This is a genomic window from Enterovibrio sp. FF113 (assembly GCF_041439165.1).
Taxonomy (GTDB): domain Bacteria; phylum Pseudomonadota; class Gammaproteobacteria; order Enterobacterales; family Vibrionaceae; genus Enterovibrio; species Enterovibrio norvegicus_A.
In genome coordinates this window covers 163,511-183,891 of the sequence record NZ_JBGONO010000010.1, presented here as the reverse complement: position 1 = coordinate 183,891, position 20,381 = coordinate 163,511, and the positions used below count along the sequence as shown (strand labels likewise).

The 20,381-nt window shown below is 47.8% G+C and carries 23 protein-coding genes; 13 read left to right on the top strand and 10 right to left on the bottom strand.

The window, feature by feature from the left end; all coding sequences use genetic code 11:
- From ACED36_RS10350 to ACED36_RS10320, 7 genes are all read left to right on the top strand, one after another.
- A partial coding sequence (locus ACED36_RS10350; protein ID WP_371733209.1) for a TVP38/TMEM64 family protein occupies nt 1-485 on the top strand: 485 nt, incomplete at its 5' end.
- Between the two features lie 120 nt (nt 486-605).
- The gene (locus tag ACED36_RS10345; RefSeq protein WP_017004180.1) at nt 606-1,754 is read left to right on the top strand and encodes an ABC transporter substrate-binding protein; all 1,149 of its coding nucleotides are present in this window, start codon (nt 606-608) and stop codon (nt 1,752-1,754) included.
- A 5-nt stretch (nt 1,755-1,759) separates the two neighbouring features.
- A complete protein-coding gene (locus tag ACED36_RS10340) occupies nt 1,760-3,469 on the top strand; it encodes an ABC transporter permease (RefSeq protein WP_371733208.1) in 1,710 nt (569 codons plus the stop codon).
- Nucleotides 3,435-4,097: an ATP-binding cassette domain-containing protein gene (locus tag ACED36_RS10335; protein ID WP_371733207.1), complete on the top strand. Its 663-nt coding sequence runs from the start codon at nt 3,435-3,437 to the stop codon at nt 4,095-4,097. Before ACED36_RS10340 ends, ACED36_RS10335 begins: the two co-directional genes overlap by 35 nt.
- Nucleotides 4,090-4,707, top strand: a complete 618-nt coding sequence (locus ACED36_RS10330; RefSeq protein WP_017004177.1) for a CDP-alcohol phosphatidyltransferase family protein — start codon at nt 4,090-4,092, stop codon at nt 4,705-4,707. The genes ACED36_RS10335 and ACED36_RS10330 overlap by 8 nt, the downstream gene beginning before the upstream one ends.
- Nucleotides 4,708-4,848: 141 nt before the next feature.
- Nucleotides 4,849-5,445, top strand: coding sequence for a tRNA (pseudouridine(54)-N(1))-methyltransferase TrmY (gene trmY / locus ACED36_RS10325; RefSeq protein ID WP_371733206.1), 597 nt, complete (start codon nt 4,849-4,851; stop codon nt 5,443-5,445).
- 162 nt (nt 5,446-5,607) lie between these two features.
- Nucleotides 5,608-6,465 carry a CZB domain-containing protein gene (locus ACED36_RS10320; protein ID WP_371733205.1) on the top strand — a complete coding sequence of 286 codons (858 nt, stop codon included), beginning with the start codon at nt 5,608-5,610 and terminating at the stop codon, nt 6,463-6,465.
- Between the two features lie 91 nt (nt 6,466-6,556).
- On the opposite strand, the gene ACED36_RS10315 is transcribed toward ACED36_RS10320, so the two are convergent.
- A complete protein-coding gene (locus tag ACED36_RS10315; RefSeq protein WP_371733204.1) occupies nt 6,557-6,934 on the bottom strand; it encodes a rhodanese-like domain-containing protein in 378 nt (125 codons plus the stop codon).
- Between the two features lie 332 nt (nt 6,935-7,266).
- Between ACED36_RS10315 and ACED36_RS10310 the strand changes: the two genes are divergently transcribed.
- The gene (locus ACED36_RS10310; protein WP_016961248.1) at nt 7,267-7,557 is read left to right on the top strand and encodes a hypothetical protein; all 291 of its coding nucleotides are present in this window, start codon (nt 7,267-7,269) and stop codon (nt 7,555-7,557) included.
- A 97-nt stretch (nt 7,558-7,654) separates the two neighbouring features.
- Here ACED36_RS10310 and ACED36_RS10305 read toward each other — a convergent pair whose 3' ends face one another.
- From ACED36_RS10305 to ACED36_RS10295, 3 genes are all read right to left on the bottom strand, one after another.
- On the bottom strand, nt 7,655-7,900 hold the full coding sequence (locus tag ACED36_RS10305; RefSeq protein ID WP_016961249.1) for a YdcH family protein: 246 nt from the start codon (nt 7,898-7,900) through the stop codon (nt 7,655-7,657).
- Nucleotides 7,901-7,975: 75 nt separating this feature from the next.
- The gene (locus tag ACED36_RS10300) at nt 7,976-8,407 is read right to left on the bottom strand and encodes a MarR family winged helix-turn-helix transcriptional regulator (protein WP_016961250.1); all 432 of its coding nucleotides are present in this window, start codon (nt 8,405-8,407) and stop codon (nt 7,976-7,978) included.
- A 38-nt stretch (nt 8,408-8,445) separates the two neighbouring features.
- Nucleotides 8,446-9,072, bottom strand: coding sequence for a cytochrome b/b6 domain-containing protein (locus ACED36_RS10295; RefSeq protein WP_016961251.1), 627 nt, complete (start codon nt 9,070-9,072; stop codon nt 8,446-8,448).
- A gap of 221 nt (nt 9,073-9,293) precedes the next feature.
- On the opposite strand from ACED36_RS10295, the gene ACED36_RS10290 reads away from it, so the two are divergent.
- Both ACED36_RS10290 and ACED36_RS10285 read left to right on the top strand, forming a co-directional pair.
- Nucleotides 9,294-9,740, top strand: a complete 447-nt coding sequence (locus ACED36_RS10290) for a cytochrome c (RefSeq protein ID WP_017004174.1) — start codon at nt 9,294-9,296, stop codon at nt 9,738-9,740.
- Nucleotides 9,741-9,752: 12 nt separating this feature from the next.
- Nucleotides 9,753-10,220, top strand: a complete 468-nt coding sequence (locus ACED36_RS10285; RefSeq protein ID WP_017004173.1) for a hypothetical protein — start codon at nt 9,753-9,755, stop codon at nt 10,218-10,220.
- Nucleotides 10,221-10,330: 110 nt separating this feature from the next.
- Here ACED36_RS10285 and ACED36_RS10280 read toward each other — a convergent pair whose 3' ends face one another.
- From ACED36_RS10280 to cmoA, 6 genes are all read right to left on the bottom strand, one after another.
- Complete coding sequence (locus ACED36_RS10280; protein ID WP_371733203.1) at nt 10,331-11,488, bottom strand: MalY/PatB family protein; 1,158 nt, start codon at nt 11,486-11,488, stop codon at nt 10,331-10,333.
- A gap of 180 nt (nt 11,489-11,668) precedes the next feature.
- Nucleotides 11,669-12,649: an alpha-L-glutamate ligase-like protein gene (locus ACED36_RS10275; protein ID WP_017004171.1), complete on the bottom strand. Its 981-nt coding sequence runs from the start codon at nt 12,647-12,649 to the stop codon at nt 11,669-11,671.
- Between the two features lie 4 nt (nt 12,650-12,653).
- Nucleotides 12,654-14,159, bottom strand: a complete 1,506-nt coding sequence (locus tag ACED36_RS10270; RefSeq protein WP_016961256.1) for an inactive transglutaminase family protein — start codon at nt 14,157-14,159, stop codon at nt 12,654-12,656.
- 41 nt (nt 14,160-14,200) lie between these two features.
- A complete protein-coding gene (locus ACED36_RS10265; RefSeq protein ID WP_371733202.1) occupies nt 14,201-14,962 on the bottom strand; it encodes an ATP-dependent zinc protease in 762 nt (253 codons plus the stop codon).
- 92 nt (nt 14,963-15,054) lie between these two features.
- A complete protein-coding gene (gene cmoB / locus ACED36_RS10260; RefSeq protein WP_016961258.1) occupies nt 15,055-16,026 on the bottom strand; it encodes a tRNA 5-methoxyuridine(34)/uridine 5-oxyacetic acid(34) synthase CmoB in 972 nt (323 codons plus the stop codon).
- Between the two features lie 97 nt (nt 16,027-16,123).
- A complete protein-coding gene (cmoA, locus tag ACED36_RS10255; protein WP_016961259.1) occupies nt 16,124-16,852 on the bottom strand; it encodes a carboxy-S-adenosyl-L-methionine synthase CmoA in 729 nt (242 codons plus the stop codon).
- 348 nt (nt 16,853-17,200) lie between these two features.
- On the opposite strand from cmoA, the gene ACED36_RS10250 reads away from it, so the two are divergent.
- The 3 genes from ACED36_RS10250 to ACED36_RS10240 all read left to right on the top strand — a co-directional run bounded on the left by ACED36_RS10250 (nt 17,201) and on the right by ACED36_RS10240 (nt 20,381).
- Nucleotides 17,201-18,217 (top strand): polysaccharide deacetylase family protein, encoded by a 1,017-nt coding sequence (locus ACED36_RS10250; RefSeq protein WP_017004169.1) that lies wholly within the window; start codon nt 17,201-17,203, stop codon nt 18,215-18,217.
- A gap of 33 nt (nt 18,218-18,250) precedes the next feature.
- Entirely contained in the window at nt 18,251-20,050 is a 1,800-nt protein-coding gene (locus ACED36_RS10245; protein ID WP_371733201.1) for an HAD-IIIC family phosphatase, read from the top strand.
- 82 nt (nt 20,051-20,132) lie between these two features.
- The gene (locus ACED36_RS10240) at nt 20,133-20,381 is read left to right on the top strand and encodes an acyl carrier protein (protein WP_016961262.1); all 249 of its coding nucleotides are present in this window, start codon (nt 20,133-20,135) and stop codon (nt 20,379-20,381) included.

Here is a 20,381-nt window from a genome sequence, read left to right as displayed (position 1 = left end):
GTGCTTTCACCATTGTTGCGGGCATCGTGTTTGGCCCTATCAAGGGTGGCGTTTTGGCGCTGTTCTCTGCCACGCTAGGTGCTGTGGTTGCGTTCTTAGTTGCTCGCTTTTTGTTGCGTAAGACCATCATGAAAAAGTTTGGTGACAACCCAATCTTCAAGAAAATTGATGATGGTGTAGCAACAAACGGTGCAAGCTTTTTGATCCTGACGCGTCTTGTTCCTGTGTTCCCATTCAGTCTGCAAAACTACGCTTATGGCCTAACTAGCTTAAACCTTGGTACTTACGCGCTGGTTTCTCTGATCACCATGGCGCCGGGCGCATTCATTTTCGCTTACATGGCGGGTGACATCGCAACGAACGGCGTATCAGCCATGTTGCTAGTTAAGTTCGCAGGTGCAGGTTTGGTGTTGTTCGGTATGTCACTTATCCCGAAATACATTGCTAAGAAAAAAGGCATTAACATGGAAGAATTAGCGAAATAACTTGCGCTAGTTTCTGAAGTGAATATTGTGTCGTCCCTTGCTACACGTAAGGGACGATTTTTGCATTTATATCCTTCAATAAAATGCAGAAAACCCAATAAGAAAATAAGACCGAATTCGATGAAAAAACTGATTTCTGCCATTGCATTGCTCACTGCCTCTTGTGTCGCTTTCGCCACTGATCTCGATAACTGGCAACAGATCGAAGAAGACGCTGTTGGGCAACACGTCTATTTCCACGCATGGGGTGGAAATCAGGAAATAAACCGTTACCTGCATTGGGCAAAGCAAGAAGTGCAACGCCGTTATGGCGTGACGCTGCATCACGTAAAAGTGGCGGACATTACCGAAACCACGACACGTTTGATCGCCGAAAAAGCGGCGGGAAAAACCCAAGGCGGCAGTGTCGACCTGATGTGGATTAACGGCGAAAACTTTAAATCACTGAAAGACAGCCAATTACTGTTTGGCCCGTTCGTGGACAAGCTGCCGAGTTGGACATTCGTTGACCAGTCTTTGCCTGTGACCGTCGATTTCTCCGAGCCTACCGAAGGATTAGAAGCGCCTTGGGGCATGGGGCAGTTAGTGTTTGTTCACGATGAGGAAGAACTGACTAACCCACCACGTTCATTCACTGAAATGCTCAGTTACGCCCAAGCACACCCGAACCGCATCACGTATCCAAGACCGCCAGAGTTTCACGGCACCAGTTTTTTGAAATCGCTGTTGATTGAATTGACCAGCAGTGATGAACGTTTGCAGCGACCCGTGTCGGAGGCGGATTATGCGTCGGTCACGAAACCGTTGTGGACGTACTTAGACGCGTTACATCAAGTCGCGTGGCGCGGAGGCAAGCAGTTCCCAGCAGGCACAGCCGAAACCTTCCAATTGCTGGATGATGGACAAATCGATCTCGCCATCACCTTTAACCCAAATGCGGTGTACGCTGCGCATGCCTCGGGTAATTTAGCCGAATCGACTCGCGCCTATGCGTTTGATTCTGGCGCCTTGTCGAACATTCATTACCTTGCTGTGCCGTGGAATGCGAATGCCAAAGCAGGTGCGTTAGTAGTGACTAACTTTTTACTTTGCCCTGAAGCGCAATCACGCAAAGGGAACATTGAGATCTGGGGCGATCCCTCAGTATTGAGAACGGAGTACCTGTCTGGCTCTGCCAAAGAGAACACGCCATTTAAATCTATTGCTGAAACCCACCCGAGTTGGCAAAGCGCCATCGAGAAAGAGTGGCTGACACGTTACGGAAGCTAGATTTGATGTTACGCGCGCTCTATTTAGTTATCGTCATTTGTTGCGTGCTGCCGACCGTGTTTGGGTTGGTGGGCGTCTCTTTGTCTTCACTCGGCTATATTCCGCCGCTGGGCATGCATTATCCGTCGTTGGACGGCTTCGCCATGGTGTTTGATTGGCAAGGTGTGTGGCGCTCCATCAGCATGACGGTGTATTCCGCCGTTGCGAGCACCTACCTAGCATGCTTGATCACTTTTGCTGTTTTGCAGGCCAGTTGGGGCACTGCGTTTTGGCGCAAAGTTGAAGTTTCGTTATCGCCATTACTTGCGGTTCCTCATGTGGCGTTTGCGATTGGTTTTGCTTTCTTGTTCGCGCCAACAGGGATGGGAACGCGCTTACTGCATGAATGGTTTGCCTATGATTCCGCGGCGCAGGGCGTGGCTGATCTCGCGCTGGTGATCAACGACCCGCATGCGCTCGGCATGATCCTGATGTTGGCGTTGAAAGAAGTGCCGTTTTTATTGTTGATGAGCATTTCGATTTTGCAGCAAGTGAATGTGAGCCAAATTGAAAAAGTGTCAGCATCCCTTGGCTACAGTCGCGCGCAAGCGTGGTGGAAGTGTGTGCTGCCGCAATGGCTGACCAAGCTGCGTTTCCCAATGCTGGCGGTCATGGCATATGGCCTGTCTGTGGTTGATGTGGCGTTGATTATTGGGCCGACCAATCCGCCCACTTTTGCGGTGTTAGTGTGGCAATGGTTTAACGATCCGGATTTAACCTTACTCCCCCGTGCATCCGCCGGTGCTGTCGTGCTGTTCGTGATTTCCCTGATATTGATCGGCCTTGCGCGTTTCATCGAGTGGTCAATCACTAAGGGGTTGAGGTCGTGGCAATACGCAGGGCGACGTGGATTTGCCCTGCCGGGTAAAACCGTATTCTTGGGATTACTCGTCATGTTCGTGTCTATGATGCCGCTGATGTTGTTGTGGAGCGTTGCCCAACGTTGGCGCTTCCCTGATTTATTGCCAAGCCGATACAGCCTGCGTTTTTGGGAATTCGAATGGGCGTCCATTGTTGGCACCATTGAGCAGAGTATGCTGATCGCGTTGATTTCAGCCACCACCGCCTTGGTGATGGCATTGCTTGCTCACGAATATCGTCTGCGTTACCGCTTGCAGGTACCGGGCTACATCATCGCTATTCCTATGTTAATTCCTCAGCTTTCCATTTTGTTTGGCATGCAGGTTGTGACCTTGTACGTCAGCGCTGACGCGCATTTCTTGTGGGTGTGTTGGGCGCATGTGTTTTTCGCTTTCCCGTATGTTTACTTGTCGTTAGATGGCCCTTGGCGTAGTTACAACGAAGGCTTTACGCGTGTTGCTTTGAGTCTGGGTAAATCGCCGCTGCGTGTTTGGTTGAATGTGAAACTGCCGATCCTACTTCCTGCGATGGTGTTCGCGTGGGCGATTGGGATCAGCGTCAGTCTCGCGCAATACCTCCCTACACTGGTACTCGGTGCGGGTAGAATCAGCACCTTGACCACAGAAGCGGTGGCGCTCTCAAGCGGGTTCGATCGACGTGTTACGGCGATCTATGCCATTTGGCAGGCGTTATTGCCGCTGCTATTTTTCTCATTTGCGATATTTGTCAGCCACTTACAGGTCAAATATCGTCGACTTTCAATCAAAGGGTTATTGCCGAATGAGTATTTGTCTCGAAAACCTCGCCATTCGTAAAGCCTCTGGCGAGACGCTGTTTTCGTCGCTCAATATGTGCGTTAAAAAAGGGGATATCCTTTGTCTGATGGGCCCCAGTGGTTGTGGTAAATCAACCCTATTGGATGCGGTTGCTGGGCATTTGTCCGATGAATTTCGTTACTCAGGCACCATCACCTTAGACGGCGTGGCGCTAGATAACATGCCAGCGCATAAGCGTGACGTGGGTATTTTATTTCAAGATGACTTGTTGTTTCCCCACTTGAGTGTGTGGGAAAACCTGGCGTTTGCATTGCCTGATGCCATTAAAAGCGCGGAGCGAAAAGAACGTGCGATGCAAGCACTGAAAAATATCGCCCTCACCACATTGGCAGATTCATTTCCCGATCAGATCTCGGGCGGTCAGCGAGCACGCATTAGCTTAACGCGTATGTTGTTGGCTAAACCCAAAATAGCGTTGCTGGATGAACCTTTCAGCAAGCTCGACAAAGACCTGCGTACCCAATTTCGTGATTGGGTGGTTGAACAACTCAAAGACGCGAACATTCCTGCATTGATGGTGACACACGATATGGCTGACATTCCTCCGGGCAGTCAGCGTCTCACTTGGCCTTGGAATGCCGCGCAAGAGGAACACGTTTATGCTTGATAGCATCGGAATTAAAGCGGTGCGTTGGCCGTTATCGCGAGCCGCAGAGTGGGCCGATAAGTGGGACATCAGCGCCAATCAAACCACAGTCACGGGTTTTGCAATTGGCGCCATGGCGTTGCCGGCTTTAGCGTTTGAAAACTATGCGTTGGCTTTGCTGTTCATTGTAATTAACCGTGTTATGGATGGGCTAGATGGCGCAATAGCGCGCATTCAAGGGGTGACTGACGCAGGCGGTTTTCTCGATATCAGTCTCGATTTTCTGTTCTATTCGCTGGTACCGTTTGGCTTTGTGCTGGCCAACCCTGACCAAAATGCCATCGCAGGCGCATTTTTGATTTTCTCCTTCATTGGCACAGGAAGTAGCTTCTTAGCGTTTGCCATTATGGCGAACAAACAGGGCATCGACGATCCCGTCTACAAAAACAAATCGCTCTATTACATGACAGGATTAACCGAAGGGTCTGAGACTATTTTGTGCTTTATCCTGATGTGTGTGTTCCCTGCACATTTTATGGAAATTGCCTGTGTGTTTGGTGCCATGTGTTGGTTCACCACGGGGTCACGGATTTTTAATGGCTACCAAACCTTGGCAAAGCAAATCGTCTAGCAGCCTCGTATCAAGCGGTGATTAGAGAGTTACATACCTGAGTAAAACTGTGATAATGCCGCGCTTAAATCTATGACCATGAATCGCCGCTCCGTTCGTTTTAAAGAAGGTGCGCCGTTTAACTCATTAGGAACTTCATCTATGCGTGCTTTTGTATTACGAGCCCGATCTACTTCTGTGGATAGTCAGCAAGTGCTGGCATCGGTCGGCCAGGAAGCTCATACCGAGATTTTGGCTCACACCTTAATGAACGCTATCTTTGTGGCGCAATCTCACCGTGAAGATGTGGTCGTGTATCTGGTGCTGGAAAAGACGCAAGATTACTCACGAACAATTCGTTTTAACGCGAATGAACTGACCAACGTTGGCGGATTTCATGAGCAAGCGTTATTGGCCAAAGTCGCCAGAGCGTTAGATGCTTCGAAAGGCATGGGTAAAGAACAAGAACGAGACGTTGAGCCAGGTATCTCTGTTCGTACTGTCAGCTTTGAAAAGCTGGTACAAGAACTATCAGAAGAATATCAATTGTTCATGATGGACAAAAAAGGCACGCCTATTCGTGAACAAACGTTTCCTGCGAACTGCTGCTTCTTGCTAACCGATCACCTGCCTATGCCGAAGAAAAGCTTTAACAGCTTAAAACGCCTTGGTGCAGAGAAGATCAGCCTTGGGCCAAAAATGATCTTCGCCTCTCAATGTGTGGTATTGATCCATAACGAGTTGGACCTTTCTGAATAATCGCAATCTGCGGTCATGCTCAGTGTTGAAATTGATGAATACGCACCTTCGGGAGCGTATTTTTTTGTCTACTCATTTCAGGAAACTTTTGTCTTATAAATAAAACGTTATGTGCGCATTTGACTATGCTTATTCAGATGGGTAACTAAGGAATCTAGGCACATGGATTTTATCAATTTCAAAGTGGGACAAAAGACCGTCGCACTCAAAATCTTGGACATTCTCCTGACCGAGCAATATGAAGAGAACCTCACTCAACTTCCTAATGACCGCGAGAGCTTTCTTGGTATCAAGGATTTTATGGGTAAACCTGTTCCCATTTTTGACTTGGGTTTGATCCTAAACCGCGTGGCGACCAAAGACACCAACAACGATCTGATTGCGTTACTCTCTGCTCGCGAACAAGACCATGTGGATTGGCTGCGTGATTTGCAACTGACTATCCATGAAGGCGTGCCATTTACCAAAGCTCGAGACCCACACAAATGCGCGTTTGGCCGCTGGTACGATACTTATAAGCCAGAAAATGAAGAGTTCGCGGAGATCTTGGCGAAATTCGATGACCCACATCGCAAGCTCCATGAGTTGGCCGATGAAGTGTTGGACATGCTAAAAGCAGGCAAACAACAAGACGCGAAAGACGCCTACAGACGAGAAGAACGCTCAACGTATGCTCGCCTGATCCGCTTGTTTGAATCTGCACGAGAACAACTAACACTGGACTATAAACCCATCATCGTGTTCACCACTAAAGATGGTACGACGCCGAGCATTGGTTTACTTGTAGATAAAGTGGAAGACAATGTGTCAGTGGTTGAAACCGATATACAACCACTGGAAGAGTTGGTGAAAGTCGGCTTTGACGTGGACGCGCAAACCAAAAAACTGATGCGCGGGCTGATCAAGCACAAACAATCTCATAGCTTGATCCTTGATCCCACCGCTATCTTCTTAGATACCTCCGTAGATGAAGAAACGCCGGCAGTGCATGATGAACCACCACTAGAACAAGCTGGCTAAGGCTGAATTCAGGTAAGGCGTGCTATTTTTCGAACATCGTTGACATAGCACGCTTATGCATTTATCCAACTGTCATCGTTACGCCATTAGATTATTCGCCATCCAATGGGTAGTTCGCTTTTATCCAGCCAGCCATTCCCCCTTCCAACGACTGCACATGCGTAAAACCCATCGCCTGTAAGGACTGTGTCGCAAGTGCTGAGCGTGCGCCAGAGTGGCAATAGAGCACGACAGCGGTGTGAATAATGTCCTCTTTTCCCATTTTCTGATGAAGATATTGTTGTACGTTCATTTCTAGTACGCCACGAGGAATGTTGTAGGCGTTGGGAATCAAGCCGCTTTTGCATTCCTCTTTCTCACGCACATCAATCACAACGACATCGTTGAGGAGTTTCAGCAGGGTACCTGACGAAATTTCCTTGATGTGTGTTTTGGCACTCTCGACAAGTTGGTCACTCGTTAACAGCATTGTCTGCTCCATTTAGGCCGCCACTGACTGACGATATACTGCAAATAACTTCCACACAGCTTAGCCGTTGTGTCCTTCCTTCGTTGGGATAGTTAGCCTAAAAGCGGGCAATTTTTCATTTTGATGCGGACATGTAATCTTTGTTGACAGTCGACGTTGAAAGGCTGGCGCTGACATTTAGACAATGCAGGCTGCTAACCCTGCCTACAACGATTGATAAGCGCAATGATTAAAATGTGAACCATGCCGGAGTCTTTTTGAAACAAGGTGTTATAAGTGAGGTCGGTATGGTTTATTGGTGTTTGGTTATAATAATGGGTAGGGAAAAAACGATGCCAAAGTATCAGTTCTTTTGTAAACCAGAATCAAATCGTAAAGAGTTCACCTATACAGATATGGGCTCTGACACCTTTGTCAGCGAAAAAGATCAGCTCTTACAGATTGGCTTTGAAGTTGAAGATGATGTTATTTATGCCGACTCCCCAGAAGATGCCATCGAAAAGTTTAAGTCAAACTTTTGTGCGCCTTTAGAAGATTATGCAAATTCAACGTCTGCAGGTGGCATAGCGACATTTGTCTATGAATCGGCGAAAGCACTTAAGTTGTACATGGCTAAAAAGTAATCATGAAATCTACAGGAATATTGGCCTATCTTGCTATCTCAACGCAATGGGCTCGAAATTTAACCCAGAGAGGCCAATATTCCTGCAAGTGATTGAATCAACCGTCTGATTGAGTGACACGCTGGTAGAGGGAATCTTTCATCACTGATCTTTCATGTTTTAGCTGATGCATCGCATCATCCCCAATTGGGGCGCCTTGCAGTTCGAGAGTGCGGATTTCTTTGTCTAATGCGTTGTATTTTTTGTTGTCGGTGGCAAAGGTAGCATCCGACTCGACAAGTTGGTTTATGCGATCTTCAAGTTCTGGAAAATCATTTAGCAGTGAGTGTTTTTCGCCTAGCATACAAACTCCTTTTGAGTGGGATTTCACTAGCTGAAGTGTAGCAGGCGATGGCGCAGTATTTGTTACTGACACTGCTCAATACTCAACTTTATCAACGATCTTTCGCAGCAAAGAGACTAGTTGCTCGGTTTCGTTAGGGCTTAAATCAGCCAGCATTGCTTGGTTTACCGCTAAAGGCAATGGCGAGATGACCGCTTGTAAATCTCTGCCTTTATCAGTGAGATAGATTCGGTAGTTACGGCGGCTTTCCGGATCAGCACGGCGCTCGACTAACCCCAGCTTTTCAAGCTTATCTAACGTGCGTGTGGTGGTGGAGCTTTCTACTTTGGCCTTTTTCGCGATCTGCCGTTGGGTAACACCTTCTTCTTCCCACAGACACATCAATGTTGGCCACAGTGCCACAGTCAGCCCATGTTCTTTTAAGGCTGCATCTAGCTCCTTTTCAGCTTGTCCCGCTACTACATTTATCAGCCAGCCAAAGCTGTTCTGGCGATTAAATTCGCTCATCGTTATTCTCTTTTAGTGCCATACGTCGACGTTGTTTGCTATGCAAATGCTGGGTACAGAAAAACACTGATCAATCCACCGATACTGGCAAGTAGTATACCAGCACGTATATTGGAACGAAAAAACACACTCAAGGTGTTAGTCAGTGCTGGTTGCTTACCTGTGAGCATCGCTTTCACTAAAGGCTTGCCGCGTAAGTTATAGATGACTATCGCCAAGAGATGAAGTGCGACGCAAGCTAAAAGCAAATAAGCCAAGGTCGCATGGACGGAAATCAGAAGATCCATGTCATATAACAGGCTGTCTTCGTGGATATACGCATCAAAATATCCCCCCATCGATAACCCAACAAAACATTGCGCGAGGAGCAGAGACAACAACGTTATCACCATCCAACCACCTGCTGGGTTATGACCGACACCATGATGAGAGTGACCGCCATTTAGATAATTGATGACGGTTTTTGGCGAACGCACAAACTGGCGGAATCGACTGGTTTCGCTACCAAAGAACCCCCACAGTACACGCCATGCCAAGAGTGTTGCTAACGCGAGACCAAACAATTCATGCGGTCCATTACCGAAAAATCCGCTGAGGGCGAGAAGGGTAAACAGCAATGCCTGTAGCCAGTGATAAAGGCGGGTAGGCAGATCCCATATCTTCATGTTCTGTATCCGATCATTGTGGATTGACAGTAATTTACACTGCAATTGTTGCTTATGCAATGATTGTGATGTAAATTGTTTTTGTCTTTTAAGTAAGCACGAAGATGATAGGGGGTATGTGTCCAGGCTAGAAGCCTTTTTGCGTATTTAATGCACATTCATCGAGCTTATCAACACTCCAATTGAAACAAGCCATTACGGCCTAAAAAGGATGTAAAGAAATGCGTAAACCAATCACGTCTGTTGCACTGATTTCTGCGAGTCTATTGATGGTGGCAAGTGCAGTGGCAGGTGACTTCTCACAACAAATCGATGAGCGACAAAAAGGTTTTCTGTCATTCGCTGACAATCTCCAAGCGATGAAAGAAATGGAAGACGGTAGTGATTCGGATTGGGCGCAGATAAAAACGTTGGCGCTGAAAAATAGCGAAACGATAGCGACATTGCCTGCGCTGTTTCCTGAAGGAAGTGATGTAGGTAGCCGAAGTCGTACAACGGTTTGGAACAAGTGGGATAAGTTCGAACAAGACCTCTCAACGCTCGATATGCAGTTTGCTGACATGGCTTCAGCGGCTGAAGCACAGGATGTTAAAGCGTTGAAAAAAGCATTTAAGGCCGCAGATCGCAGCTGCAAAAGCTGTCATCGCGGGTTTCGCACTAAACGATAAGAGGACAGTGAGATGAATCGGCAAACATTAGTGTTAATCCACCGCACGGCAGGCGCTTTGGCGTTTTTGACGGTTGCGAGCTTTTTTACATCGACGCTGTTTGCCGAACTCTCTGGTGTGCAGCACCACATAGTGGCAGTAAAGCAGGCGATTTTATGGTGCATCCCTTTGTTGATCCTATCAATGATGTTGACTGGAGTGAGCGGCAATAAGCTTTATCCGTCAAAAGGCAAAGGCGTGATTGGTGCTAAGCAAGGCCGTATGAAAATCGCGGCAGCCAACGGTCTACTTGTGATGCTTCCCTCTGCCGTGTTTTTGTACTTTAAAGCCGTTTCGCTGGAATTTGATGGTTACTTTTGGGCGGTACAAGCCATTGAGTTAGTCGGCGGTGCCATCAACCTGACTATGATTGGTTTGAACATTCGTGACGGACTGTCGCTGAAACGAACTAAGAACCCAAGGACAAAACAATCAGCATGAGAAGACGTTAACTTTCACGCGGCTATTGCTTTTTAGGCAACCCAAAACAGCACCGAATCGGTACTGTTTTTGGGTTGTCTTTGCTACTGTCCGTTGGGTTAGATCGCCTATCAGAGCGCTTCAATCGCGGCTTTCATTCTGCGTACCGCTTCTTCCAACGTTTTGCGCGTGCAGCCGAAATTCAGCCTGACAAATTGTCGATTACCAAAATCTAACCCTGGTGATAAGCCAACGCCGGCTAGTTCAAAGAAACGAAATGGGTTATCAACGGGTAATTGGCTGCAATCAATCCACGCTAAATAGGTGGCTTCAATGTGCTCTAGCTTTAAGCCGGGGAGGGCATTAATTTCTCGCATCAGATAGTCTCGGTGCCCTGCCAAATATGCCAGTTGTGCTTGTAACCATGGTTCTCCATGTTCATAAGCGGCTTCTGCGGCGGTAAAGGCAAGAAGGCTCACACCCGGTACAATACCGCGTTTTACGTTGTTAAAGCGCGCCCGAATGTCAGCGTTAGGAATGATGGCGATGGACGCTCCCAGTCCGGCGATGTTGAAGGTTTTGCTCGGCGCCATTAGCGTCACACTGCGTTGTGCTGCACTGTCACTTAAGCTGGCGAAAGGAATGTGTTTGTGTTCGTTGTCCAAAATCAGGTCGCAGTGAATTTCATCAGAGCAGACGAGCAGGTTATGGTTTTCCGCAAAAGCCAGCGTTGCTTCGAGCTCGTCACGTCGATAAACCGTGCCGCCGGGATTAAGCGGATTACACATTTGCAGCAGTCCGCCTTTGTCTGTTAGCTGATTCGATACGCCCAGCAGGTCTGGTAACCATCTGCCGTTTTCTAATAACACAGGTGCTTTGATCAGCGGGCGTTCCGCTAGCTTGGCGGATGAGATAAACGGCGGGTAAATAGGGCTAGGGCTAATGATGGTTTGCCCTTGCTCGGTCAAGGCGCGTGCTGCGATGTTCAGGCCGCAAACTAGACCCGGTAAATACACCACCCATTCAGGCTGAATGTGCCAATCATAGCGTTCAGCCATGCGGGCAACGAAGATCTCGGTGAGCCTTTCTGGCGCATGGGTATAACCAAATACACCATGAGCGATGCGTGCGTGCAGGGCGTCTAAAACGGCAGGTGGTGATTGGAAGTCGCTATCAGCGACCCACATAGGAAGCATATCCTGACCTTTGTATTTGTCCCATTTATCGCTGCTGGTGGCAGTGCGATCGAGTTCGTTGTCGAAATCAAAAACAGGCTGACTAGCTTCCATTACGCGTCCTTACGTCCTAACGTTTCTGTACATTTAGAGAGCAATTAGCTTACTTAACGCGATGGTTGAGGGTAAAGGGAAATTAGTTTTAAGATCTTGATGTGTGAATACACAGATATAATTGCGGTGGCTTGGGTATCAGAGAGACTTGAAAAAAAATCGGGCATTTGCCCGATTCACTTATTTCTGTTGGAGTGTGTCTCCAAAATGCATTCTGGCATAGTCGACACGCTCTTCTGGCGTGTGCGGTGTGGCAGAGGTGCCAAGGTGTTCAATATGACGCAACCTTGGCAGCAACCCGCAGCCATTGGCAATTTGTATCGCCAAGCCTGGACGCGCATTGAGCTCTAGGACCATTGGGCCTTGTTCTTTATCAAGTACCATATCGGTGCCAATATAACCAAGGCCTGTCATTTCCCATGCACTGGCAGCAAGTACGAGCAGTTGCTCCCAGTGGGGCACTTTAAGCTCACTGAGCGGTCTACCTGTATCAGGGTGGCGCTCAATGGGGCGGTTAAACTGCACCGCGCGCACGGCGTTACCTGTCGCAATGTCAATGCCGACACCCACTGCGCCTTGGTGAAGGTTTGCTTTACCGTCAGACGCTGAAGTGGAAAGGCGCATCATGGCCATCACGGGATAACCTTTGAACACGATGACGCGAATATCCGGCACGCCCTCGAAGCTGAAGCCATCAAATACATTATCGAACTGGATCAGGTTTTCCACTACGGCAACGTCGTTTTTGCCACCCAGCGAGAACAAGCCTGCCAGTGTGTTGGTGATGTGGCGTTCGACTTCGCTTTTGCTCACCTCTGCACCTGACGGTTTCTTGTAAACACCGTCTTTGTTAGAGGTGACGACCAAGATACCTTTACCGCCTGAGCCTTGTGCGGGCTTGATAACAAAGCCCGGCCAGTTTTCGACCATTTTATGAATGGAAGGAACGCTGTGCTGTTCACTAAGCACACCAATTAATTCAGGTACTGTCGCCCCTGATTGCTGGGCGAGGTGCTTGGTTTTGAGTTTGTTATCCACCAAGGGAAAAAGCCTGCGCTGATTATAGCGGCCGATGTAACTGATGTTACGACGGTTCATACCCATAATGCCGGCGCGGTTTAGCTTAAACGGCGAGGTGTATTTTTTTAACAATCCCAACATGCGCTTAGTCCTTCACGAGTGGCTTAAAACGCTTCAATTCGCTGAGGCGATAACCGGTGTAGTTACCCAACATCAAGATAACAGCCAGAATCACGAGCTGAATGCCGATGAAGTTAAACGTAATGTGGCGAACAAAGTCATTGGTCATAGCAAGGTAAACGAGTACCGCGGTCAGTAGTGAACCACCACCTTGCACGAGGACTTCTTTCGGGCCTTCTTCTTCCCAAATGATAGACATTCGCTCGATAGTCCAAGACAGGATAATCATTGGGAAGAAGGTGATGCTGAGACCTTCTACCAACCCAATCTTAAAGGCGACTACCGTGAAGACGGCGATAATCAAAATCACGGTGATGATTACCGCAGATATCCTTGCCACGAGGAGTAAGTTAAGCCGCGACAAATAACTTCGAATGATTAAACCTGTTCCGACAATGAGCAGGAAGCCAACAATACCGGGCACCAATTGGGTTTGCACAAAAGCGACGGCAATCAGCACTGGCATGAAGGTACCCGACGTTTTGAGACCAACAAGTACGCGCAGCAAAACCACGATCAGCGCGCCAATAGGCACGAGCATAATGGTTTTGAACATGGCCTGTTCTTCAATCGGCAGACTGTGAATGGAAAAGTTCAGCAGGCTTTCTGCTTGGATTTTTTCATCTGTCGCTTGTTTAGGGCTAATGTCCTGAGAAATGATGGAGAAGCTGACCTGACTATTCGTACCACCTGTGACTTCGAGCAGTGGCGTGCCTTTTTCATTCCAAAGCAGCAGATTTTTTGTGAAATCTTTTGAGCCGGTTTCAAGGTTAAATAACTGCCAGTGTTCACCGTCCCAAATTTCGACCATCGGGATGATGTTTTGGCGGCGTCGACCATCTTCCAGTTGTAATGCACCCGCCACGCGAGCATGGATGTTTTCGAGTGACAAGATCGCCACGACCGCGTCAGCTTTGCTCATCTCTTTGGTCAGCAGTGCGGCGTTTTGGCTTTCGTTGTCGTTAAATTGCTTGATGAGCTCGCGTGTGAGCGTGCTGTTATCTGCAGAAAGTTGTCGAGCTTCAGTCAAAATAGCGTCAGCTGCGGTTTTTAATGGGCCATCGAGAGCGATAGGGACAACATTGCCAATCGGCGGCTCATTGGGGAATTTGGCATTGTCATCAACCAGCATTTGGTTTTTGAAGTACAAGATTTGCTGGCCTGCTGCTTCGCGCTTGGTCCATTCTGCGCGGCGACCATTCTCGGTATTGACCAGTGCAAAACCATAACCGGGAGAGCTGGTGTTCTCGTTGATCAAAGTAAAGCCGTTTTGGGTATCAGGTGTCGCCAAGGACACTTTAACGGGATCGCCTTTCGCTTCAAATTCAACGCGGGCTTCAACTTCCCAAACTTGGTGTTTTTGCCCGGCAGTCCAAGGCACACCGTAAACATCGTGACGGTACATACTCATGCCGATCCCCACTATAACAAGCAGGCTGACCAACAGATAAAAAGGGACGCGTGAAGTCATGTTTTCCTCTTTCGCTTAACTGATGAAATTACATCAGCGAATTATTTTTTTTCAGCGACGAACTCGGGATGAACGTATGACTGACTGACGTCAACCATCGCAATGTCTTTAAAAAATTCTCGGCCGAGCAAAACCGGAAACTCCATCTGGGAGCGGTCAGCTAGCGTAAATTGTGCTTTTTCATGTAAATCACCGAGGCGTACTCGCAATTCAACCACGGGACGACGCTCTAATTCATCGGCAGAGGCTTGACGGATTTTCACCCAGCGTTTGACCTGGGCTTCAATGGCGACGGCGGGCTCAGCATCATTTGGGTCAGATTTGGTGTGTGCTAAATTGAAACGCACCCACGTTTTCCCATCGCGTTCGAATTCTTGAATGTCAGTGGCATTCATGGATGACGTGGTAGCGCCTGTATCGACACGCGCTTTGAAATTGTCACCTGCCGCATCAATCCATACCCATTCCATTTCACCCAAAATGGTTTTGTCTTGCGCGGTTGGAACCGGCACTTCTTTCTCAACGTACACCACTTGTGGCTCTGGGCGGTTAGCGGCTTCGCGTGCTTGAGTTTGTCTTAGCACTTTGAGTGTGTCAGACATGGTGAGTAGCTGTTGTTCAAGGGTTGCGATTTGTACTTGTTGAGAGGCAACATTTTGATTCAACGTCGTCATATCCGATTGGATATTAGTATCGATGTTGCTGATGGCGTCCAATGTTTGCTGATGCTGCTCTTGAGATGTCAGGCTGCAGCCCGAGAGAACAACAGTGAAAAAAATCAGCAATCCGCTGCGTGTTAGCATGGGTAGCTCCGTGCTGGGTGATGAACAGTATGAATGAATGGCACTTAGTTTACATTGAAAAAAAGGACGCGAGAAGCGTCCATTGTCATGACTTAGTCAGGATTTTTTGCTACTAAAATCGCGCGCTTAGGTGCGGGGTAGCCTTCTATTGTTTTCGACGGGTCATTCGCGTCCAAGTATTCTGGCAGTGAATTATGCGTCATCCAATTGGTGGAACGTTGTTCGTCGGTGGTCGTAACACACTCATCAACAATGCGCACATCAACGAAGCCAACTTTCTCTAACCATACCTTCAGCGCTTTTGCTGACGGGAAGAAGTAAACGTTGCGCATTTGCGCGTAGCGATCAATCGGCACTAGTACCGCATTTTCGTCGCCTTCAATCACCAGCGTTTCCAATACCAGTTCACCGTTTTTCACCAGTTGATTCTTAAGCTGGATAAGATGATCAAGCGGCGAGCGGCGATGGTATAGCACACCCATACTGAACACAGTGTCAAAAGCTTTGAGTTCTGGCAGACGTTCAATGCCAAGCGGCAGCAGGTGCGCACGTTGGTCGTTGCCCATCAATCGCCGAATGGCTTCAAACTGCACCAAAAATAGTTCTGATGGGTCGATGCCGACGGTGAGTTCTGCACCCTCACCAAGCATGCGCCACATGTGATAACCATTTCCACACCCTACATCCAGCACATAACGGCCTTTCAGCGGGGAAATATGGGGAAGTACGCGATCCCACTTCCAGTCTGAACGCCATTCAGTATCAATCTGAATCCCGTGCACGTCATAGGGGCCTTTACGCCACGGATGGAAGGTACGCAGTAAGTTTTCGAGCTTTGCACGTTGTCCTTCAGGCAATTCGTTTTCAGTGCCAATGGATACGCAATCTTTAAGCGCCACGGTTGATGGGGTATCGGTTGGGATCTTTTTCAGCACCCGCATCCACTTCGGCATGTCGCCGTGCGGTTGGTCTTGCCACTCAGAAAGCTGCGCGGGTAGTACGTTAAGCCATGATTGCAGGCGGTTTTTAGCGATCAATTGGTAAAAATCAGAAAAATCGAACATGGCTTATTAGTCTGTCAGTTAAGTGTTTATTAAATGTTGTTTGCTAGTCGAGAGAAGCGAGTTTTTTTACCTAGGACCTAGGCTATCAGCTTCCCGCTTACTTGATCGCAAACATCGAGCCGAAGTTAAAGCACTGGAACCACACAGCGGTGCTGCTAAAGCCAATATCGCTTAAGCGTTGCTTGTGGCAATCAATGGTATCGGGCTTCATCACGTTTTCCAATGCACTGCGCTTTTGGCTGATTTCTAGCTCGCTATAGCCATTTGCACGTTTGAAATCATGGTGTAAATCGATGAGCAATTCATGGGCAGTTTCATCAGCGAAGCTGTATTTCTCGGACAAAATTAAAATGCCGCCCGGTTTCAAGCCTGCGTAAATCTTTTTCAGCAGTGTTAGGCGATCATCGGGATTCAAGAATTGCAGCGTGAAGTTTAGGACAACCACCGATGCATTTTTAATATCGACGTTGCGAATATCTTCTTCAATCACTTCAACGTTGGTGTCTGAGCGATAGGCATTCACGTGCAATTTGCAGCGTTCCACCATGGCTGGCGAGTTATCAACGGCCACAATGTTGCAGTTCTCTGCTTTGATATGACGACGCATAGAAAGGGTTGCCGCGCCTAGCGAGCAGCCAAGGTCATACACGGTTGAACCGTCAGACGCGTAGCGCTCAGCCAACATACCAATGGCGGATATGATGTTGCTGTAACCGGGTACAGAACGTTGGATCATATCGGGAAAAACTTCAGCCACGTTTTCATCGAACGTGAAATCGCCCAGTTTTTCAATTGGCGCAGCAAAAATATTATCGCGAATGGCCATCTGAACCTGCCTTGAGGGTAACAACAGCATGTACTTAATGCCCTGACATGCCGTTTAAAAATCATCTTATGCGCGGAATTCCGTCCCGCACCGAGAGGGCGCGTATTGTAGAGAATTTTACCTGAGTTGTCTCTATACGAGGTGTTTTCGTCTTATCACTTCTTATTTCCTCTAGGTAATGGTTCTTGTCTTGTATTCACAAGACACGCTGTTTCCTCTCATTTTTCAATTGTTTGATCCAAATTTGATACACGCTTCTATACTTTAATTCATGCATGTAAGGCCAATTTTTGTCGATTTCGCGGTAGCGAATTTTAAGTTGGCGGACGTTTATTGGAGAGGGATCTAATGGGGAAGTTGAGGGAGGCAGCATATGCCTTTTTTGTTCGAACTGGCATTGCCAGAGCGCTTTCATATTTCCATCGCGATAAGTTGATCATCCTCTGCTTTCATTCGATGTCGATGAAAGATGAACATCAATTCTGGCCAGGTGTTTTCATCTCAAAAGAGAAGCTCATTGCGTTGCTGGACTATCTTCAACACTCTCACTTCAATGTCATCAGTCTCGACGATGCAGAGCGTCATTTGAATGGTGATGCACAATTCACATACCCCGTTGTTATTACAGTAGATGATGGTTGGCGTTCCAGTATTACCGAACTTTTGCCCACATTTCAGGCGTATCAGTTTCCTTCGACCGTCTATGTAACGACCTATTACTGTGACCATCAGATCCCTGTGGTTAATGTCTTGCTTCAATATTGGCTATGGCATAAACCGACAGAAGCGTTTGAGGTGGCATTTCAAGGTCAACACTATGGGTTCACAGGAAATGTGTCTGACATGGTTAAAGCGGTAGAAGCCGCAATGGTGTCTTTTGACGATGACCAAAAAACAGCGTTTTTGTCGGCGGTCGCGAGTGCGTTAGGTGTGAGTGATGATGCGATACACACAAAGCGCTTCCACAACGCCAATTACAATGAGTTGAATGCAGCGATGGCTTCACCACTCACCAACATTCAACTGCACACACATACCCACACACTGCCGACAGATAGCGACGCTATTCATCACGAAATACAAACCAATCGAGAGGTATTAACCGCGCAGATTGCTTCGCCAAAAGCGCTGACGCATTTTTGCTATCCGAGTGGGATTTGGTCACCAGAGCATCTACCGGATTTGAATGCACTTGGTATCAGAACGGCGACAACCTTGGATGAAGGGCTGAACGCAAGAACAGAACACCCGTTGAAGTTGAAGCGTAATTTGGTGATGGACAGTCGTTCGTTGAACCAGTTCATCGTGACCCTTTCAGGTGTGGCGGACACCTTGCGTTGGGTGATGGGAAAAACACGTGCTTAAGCGAGGGGCAAGCATTGGTGATTGGGGACAGACATGACTGAAACGACGAACATAAAAATCGCTTACCCCTTGGATGTGGCATTGCTGCAACGTCGTCAAAAGAAGCTCCGTAGAACGTTGAAAGCCTCGCTGACTGCGCCGCCTTTGCGTGTTGCGATCTTGGGCGGGTCCACGACCAGCGAAGTGGCTAACTACATTGAGCTATTTTTGCTGAATAGGGGGGTGAACGTAGAAATCTATCAGTCTGATTACAACCAATTCTATCAAGAAGCCTTATTTGATAACGACGCGCTTGACGCTTTTAACCCTCAAGTTATTTATCTCCATACCAGCAGCGTGAACCTAACAAGATGGCCTGTGCCGACAGACCTTGACGCCGACGTTAGCGAGAAAATCGCGGATACTTTTGATGACTTTCATTCCGTTTGGCAGGCGTTACACGTTAAGTATCAAGCCACCATTATTCAGAACAATTTCGAATTACCCTTTTCCCGTCCGCTCGGAAACATTGATGCGTCTGCCGTGACGGGGAAAACACGTTTCACGAATGCATTGAATGCAAAATTTGCCGAATACGCCGAGCTAGATGGCAATTTTATTCTGCATGACCTCAATTATCTTTCTGCATGGTTTGGCTTGGAGCGTTGGTTTAATAAAACGCAGTGGTTTGCCTATAAATATGCAATGAGCAGCGATGCGTTTCCTGAATTGGGGCACAGTGTGGCTAATCAAATTCTCGCGGTGGTGGGATTGAGCAAGAAAGCCATCGTCTGTGATTTAGATAATACGCTGTGGGGCGGTGTGATTGGTGATGATGGCTTAAAAGGCATTCAAATCGGCCATGAAAGTGCAGAGGCCGAAGCCTACACCGAATTACAACAGTACTTGAAAGCGCTTCATCAGCGCGGTGTACTTTTGACGGTATGCAGCAAAAATGACATTGAGAACGCGAAACAAGGGTTCTCGCATCCCGATTCAATACTCACGCTCTCTGACTTCAGCGAATTCAAAGCTAATTGGGAAAACAAAGACCAAAATATTGAGCAGATTGCGGAGTCACTTAACATCGGTCTCGACGCCCTTGTTTTCCTTGATGATAACGCCAGTGAGCGGGCGCTCGTGGCGAGTAATCTTTCATCGGTTGCTGTGCCCAACATTGGGCAAGATGTTACGCAATACATCACGGCTTTGGACAAGGCGGGTTGGTTTGAACTGGTATCCCTTAATCCAGAAGATGTTACGCGAGCGGCCATGTATGCGCACAATCAAGAGCGTCAGCAGTTGCAGCGTGAGTTTGAAAACTATGACGACTACCTGCGCTCGTTAGACATGCACGCAATGATCGCGCCATTTGATGAGGTGGCATTGCCTCGCATCACTCAACTCACGAATAAAACCAACCAGTTTAACCTCACGACTCAACGGTATAGCGCGCAGGAAATGACGTCTGTCATGCACTCTCCGCGACACCTTTCATTGTATGGCCGATTGCGTGACAAGTTTGGCGATAACGGCATTGTTTCTGTGATTGTCGGCGCTGAACAAGAAAGCACGCTCACGATCGATTTATGGCTGATGAGCTGTCGTGTGTTCAAACGCAAGATGGAACAGGCAATGTTTGCTGAACTCGTTCGTCATGCGAAAGCGCGCAATCTCCAAAGATTGGTCGGGAGATATGTACCGAGCAAAAAAAATGGCTTAGTGAGTGATCACTATGCATCGCTGGGTTTCCAGCGCTTGTCGGAGAGCGAAGAGGGCAGCAGTCAATGGGAATATGTCATCGACGAGCATCAGGCTGAGCCTGATCTCCCGCTGGTGATAATGCGTGAATGATTGCGTACCAACGAATGCTAAATAAAGAACAAATACTCAACCTTGAAATAGGTTCACTGCGCGGCACGATAAAGGAGCTTGTATGGATATATTAAATGCGATTTCTCAGATCATTTTTGATGTGCTGGATGAAGATGATTTAGTGGTGACACGAGATACGACGGCAGACGATGCGGAAGATTGGGATTCGCTGGCACAGATACAAATCATCGACGCGATTGAAAAAGAGCTGGCGATTAAATTTAGTTTGTCGGAAATCGAACAGCTGAATCAGGCGGGTAATGTGGGTGATACGGTCGATTTAATCACTCGAAAACTTCAAGCAGCATGA